The following is a 4,220-nucleotide window of genomic DNA, read 5'->3' as shown; positions in this document are numbered from 1 at the left end:
TTCTAGGTTCTAGGTTCTAGGTTCTAGGTTCTAGGTTAATCAGTTTAAAAACAGCTACGGGCTTTGTGCAACGGGCTAATTAATCTAGCAAAAACCATTTTCACCACCGAGTCGCTTTGCTGCACTGAGAAACCATTCGCGGCTAAAGCCTGCTCCTATGCTAAATCATAGATACTAGAATCTAGGTCCTAGAACCTAGCTCCTATTTTCTTACTTATCCGATTTATATTCGTAATTGTAGTAACCGTAATAGCCGTAAGCGTTACTGGCTTTTTTAACTACACCATTGAACACTACGCCTTTAACGTCGGTACCGTTTTGTTCAAAGCGATTACGGGTCAACTCTATTTCTTTAATGTGGTTTTGGCCAAAACGGGTTACTAACAATGTTGTACCAGTGTGGGCACTGACGATTGCCGGATCTGTTACCGCTAAAATAGGTGGCGTATCTATGATTACCAAGTCGTATTCGGCGCTTACCTCTTCAACTAACTTACTAAAGTTTGAGTGCATTAGTAATTCAGATGGGTTTGGCGGTATTTGGCCACGGGTAATTACGCTTAAACCTTCAACTTGTGTTGGTTTAGTCACTTCGCTTAAGTTTAAACGGCCTGATAAGTAATCACTTAGGCCATCGTCCCACTTAATGCCAAACTGGGTTTGTAAGTAGCCTTTACGCATATCGGCATCGATTATCAGTACTTTTTTACCACTTTGTGCCAATACAGCAGCTAAGTTAACTGATACAAATGACTTACCTACACCGGGGCTTGGGCCGGAAATTGCAATTAGGTTATTCTTAGCTTCCATCATCGCAAAGTGTAAGCTAGTACGTAAGCTGCGCAAAGCCTCAATTGATAAATCAGCTGGGTTATCAAGAGCAAGTATCGACTTTGGTTTATTTTTGGCTTTACGAGCACCAAAACCGGCGAGCTTTTCTTGATAATCTGAGTACGGCACGCTGGCGTATACTGGTAGGCCAATTGCCTCTATTTCATTTGGATCTTCAACGCCTTTATGCATGGCTTTTTGTACGAGTACAATAGCTACTGCAAGCATGCCACCTAGCATAGTTGCCATAACCACAATCAATGCTTTTTTAGGCTTAACAGGTTTTGAGGTATTCACCTCTGCAAAGTCAATAATACGTACGTTACCCACAGTACCTGCCCGTACTATGTCAAGCTCTTGGGTTTTACTTAGTAACAGCGTATAAATTTGGTTACTTACTTCTACATCGCGTTTTAAACGCAGTAACTCTTGTTGAGTCTCTGGTAGGTTACCTACTTCACCAACCAATTCTTTTTTCTGCTCATTAACCGCGCTTATTTGCTCAATTAAACCTTGGTATGTTGGGTGGTCTTTTTTAAACTTGCGGCTCATTTCAAGACGTTTTAACTCAAGCTCTTGCAGTTTGGTTTCAAGTTTAACTACTTGCTCTAATACGCCTTGCGTTTCAAGGGTAATATTGATTGACTGACGTTTAATTTGGTAATCGTTAAAACGTTGTTCGGCAAATTCTAACTGTTTTTTAATCTCAGGTAGTTGTACTTCTAAAAACTCAAGGGATTTTTGTGCTTCGGCTGAATTACGCTCTACGTTACGGCGTACATAAATACCCGCTACTTTATCAAGTACTTTTTCAGCATAATGTGGCTTCTCGCTCTGTAGGTTCAAGTTAATGATACCTGAATCTTTACCTTTTTCGCTGGCACCAATCGCAGCTTGTAAATCTAGAATGGTATTTAAGCGATCTTTACGTAGTATTGTAAATTCAGTACCGGCACGGGCATTTAGACCACGTATCGTTAAGTTAAATTTACCGTTGGTTAGCTCTTGGCCAACCTTACCTGTTAGTATTTTTTCCCCTTCGTCATTTAACAATGTCACAGCATTATTTTCTTGCGCTACAAGTGTAAACTCGCTACCTACAGCAGACCGTGGTACATCAAACCTAAATACATCAATACTCTCACCACCCCAAGCGTATGAACTAGCACCAAAACTAGGCTCGGCAAGCTCACCTTCATTCATTGGGCTGAATTTACGAAAAGCACGGCTGCCTATAAACGGGAATAATTTAGGCTCTGCTATTACATCAAGCTTTAATGTATCTACTGCTTCACCAATGACTGAGCGTGATTTAAGTAGTTCGATCTCTGTTACCGCAGCTGAGGTACTTTCAAACATGCCCGACATATCGTCAAAACCAGGGACTGAGCCACCGCTTTCTTCTACTTGGATCATCGCAGTAGCTTGGTATACCGGGGTCGAAAATACCGCATAAATCACACCCACAACCATAAACACTGTTGTTAAGGCGATTATAAAATATTTACGATCTATCAAAGCGCCTAACAGCGCCATAAGGTCAATTTCTTGGCTTGCTTGTGTGTCTGGTCTATTTTGTTTGTTTGCTGCTAACGCAGTGGGCTGAGCATTCATGTACTAGCCTATCCTTATAAATACTTTTGCCAAGCGCTACAGGCGCTGTCGATTAATGCATAAACGTGTTGAAACGCTTCAAGACTCTGCCTATATGGATCGGGTATTTCTTTATCACCAAGCCATTTACCGAGTAAAAAGGTTTTTCCGCGCGCTTCTGGGTAGCGGCTACACAGGTCAGTTAAGTGGCGTTGTTCCATCACTAAAATAACGCTATTTTGCGCAACTAGGCTTGATGTTAACTGCCGACCTTGGTGCTCATCCATATTTATACCATAAGTTGCAGCAATCTGCTTTGCTGTTGCATCAGCGGCTTTACCTTCCAGTGCCGTTAAACCCGCAGAAGATACTTTAATATTTTTACCGGCTAGCTTACTCTTTAATACGTATTCAGCGGTTGGACTGCGGCATATATTACCAGCGCACACCACTAAGATAGAATCAAACATCGTTATCCTTAGTTTGTCGCTGTTAAGCCATCAATTGAATCAACTGTCGCGATTGACGGTAATAACAAACTTATTACACGGTTCCAGCGAGCAAGTGGTGCCGATGTTACATATACAATATCGTGTGGTTGCAATTCAAACTGCTCAGCTAACACTAGTGCTGCCACATTTTTTGCATGCAACTGGTATACATCGGCAATAACACCGTCGGTTTCAAGGTTGCGTTTACGCAGTACAAACACGCCATTAGCATCGGCGGTGTTTTCGTTTAAGCCACCTGAATTACTGAGTGCTTCAGCAAGGTTTAAACCATAACGGTTTACATCAACAGAGCCTGCTTTTTTAACATCACCTAATACAAAAACACGCTGTAAGTCATTCCGGTTTACATGCACTATATCGCCATGTTGTAACAAACGGTTTTGCGAAATATCGCCATGTGCATAAAAATCATCAAGTTTAATAACTTCAGTTTTGTCGCCGCGAGTAAAAGTAACCGTACGCCAATCGGCAGCTTCAGTTAAACCACCGGCTTGGTTCAAGGCGTCAATCAATGTAAGTGGAATTTCTGTAACAGGTAATATGCCTGGTTGCTTTACTTCGCCAGTTACATATGCTTTTTGGCTGCGAAAACCAACCACTTTAATATCAACTTGCGGGTCTTCAATCACTCGGCTTAAACGCTTCACCAATTCGCTATGTACTTGTTGTACTGTTTTACCTGCTGCCTGAATATTGGGTGCATAGGCGTAAGTAATGGTACCGTCTGCTTGCACGCGAAAACCATCAAACTCTGCGGTACGTTGCACAGCTGCTGGAATAGTTAATTCTGGGTGATCCCATACACCAATGGTAAGTACATCACCTACACCGAGTATGTATTCGTAATCACTAACATTTAAACCATCAAGGCTCGAAGGTGGCTTATTTTTTTTACGCGATTGGTTTTGCTGATAAATTAAAGATGAGTCAATAATTTGAATATTTACTTTTTCAAGGTCTTGTTCAAGGTTTTTTGTTTGTTCACCCGATTCGATTCCTTCGAAATGGCTACCGGGGATGATTGTACAACCTGTCATTGTTAGCAACGTGAGTGATGCTACAAGTGTTTTACAGCTTAGCGCCATTGTTTATTCCCAAAATAATATTAAATTCTAAAACTTTCAGCTTATTTTTAAATATATTGCTGTTATTTTTTGCTGGCCAATTAAAGCATGGCTACCTTTGCTTCGCAAGGTTGGTTGCACGTTTACTGTGCAAGCAGTTAACTTTTTTGTTAATTTAGTGTTCTAGGTTCTAGGTTCTAGGTTCTAGGTTCTAGGTTCT

At 41.2% G+C, this 4,220-nt stretch carries 3 protein-coding genes; all 3 read right to left on the bottom strand.

What is annotated here, in order from left to right; all coding sequences use genetic code 11:
- Positions 1–210: 210 nt before the first annotated feature.
- The 3 genes from H5183_RS21325 to H5183_RS21315 are packed head-to-tail and all read right to left on the bottom strand — an operon-like array spanning position 211 to position 4,021.
- The gene (locus H5183_RS21325) at positions 211–2,445 is read right to left on the bottom strand and encodes a polysaccharide biosynthesis tyrosine autokinase (RefSeq protein ID WP_182732672.1); all 2,235 of its coding nucleotides are present in this window, start codon (positions 2,443–2,445) and stop codon (positions 211–213) included.
- Between the two features lie 14 nt (positions 2,446–2,459).
- Positions 2,460–2,894, bottom strand: coding sequence for a low molecular weight protein-tyrosine-phosphatase (locus tag H5183_RS21320; RefSeq protein ID WP_182732671.1), 435 nt, complete (start codon positions 2,892–2,894; stop codon positions 2,460–2,462).
- Positions 2,895–2,902: 8 nt separating this feature from the next.
- Positions 2,903–4,021: a polysaccharide export protein gene (locus H5183_RS21315; protein WP_182732670.1), complete on the bottom strand. Its 1,119-nt coding sequence runs from the start codon at positions 4,019–4,021 to the stop codon at positions 2,903–2,905.
- Positions 4,022–4,220 lie beyond the last annotated feature (199 nt).

The sequence above is a fragment of the Pseudoalteromonas sp. SR44-8 genome (assembly GCF_014163635.1).
GTDB lineage: Bacteria > Pseudomonadota > Gammaproteobacteria > Enterobacterales > Alteromonadaceae > Pseudoalteromonas > Pseudoalteromonas rhizosphaerae.
The sequence above is the reverse complement of the archived record's forward strand: the minus strand, read 5'-3'. Positions and strand labels throughout refer to the sequence as shown.

Coding starts and splice junctions, on each gene's coding strand:
- H5183_RS21325 (WP_182732672.1), bottom strand. CDS start 2,445: ATGAATGCTCAGCCCACTGCGTTAGCAGCAAACAAACAAAATAGACCA.
- H5183_RS21320 (WP_182732671.1), bottom strand. CDS start 2,894: ATGTTTGATTCTATCTTAGTGGTGTGCGCTGGTAATATATGCCGCAGT.
- H5183_RS21315 (WP_182732670.1), bottom strand. CDS start 4,021: ATGGCGCTAAGCTGTAAAACACTTGTAGCATCACTCACGTTGCTAACA.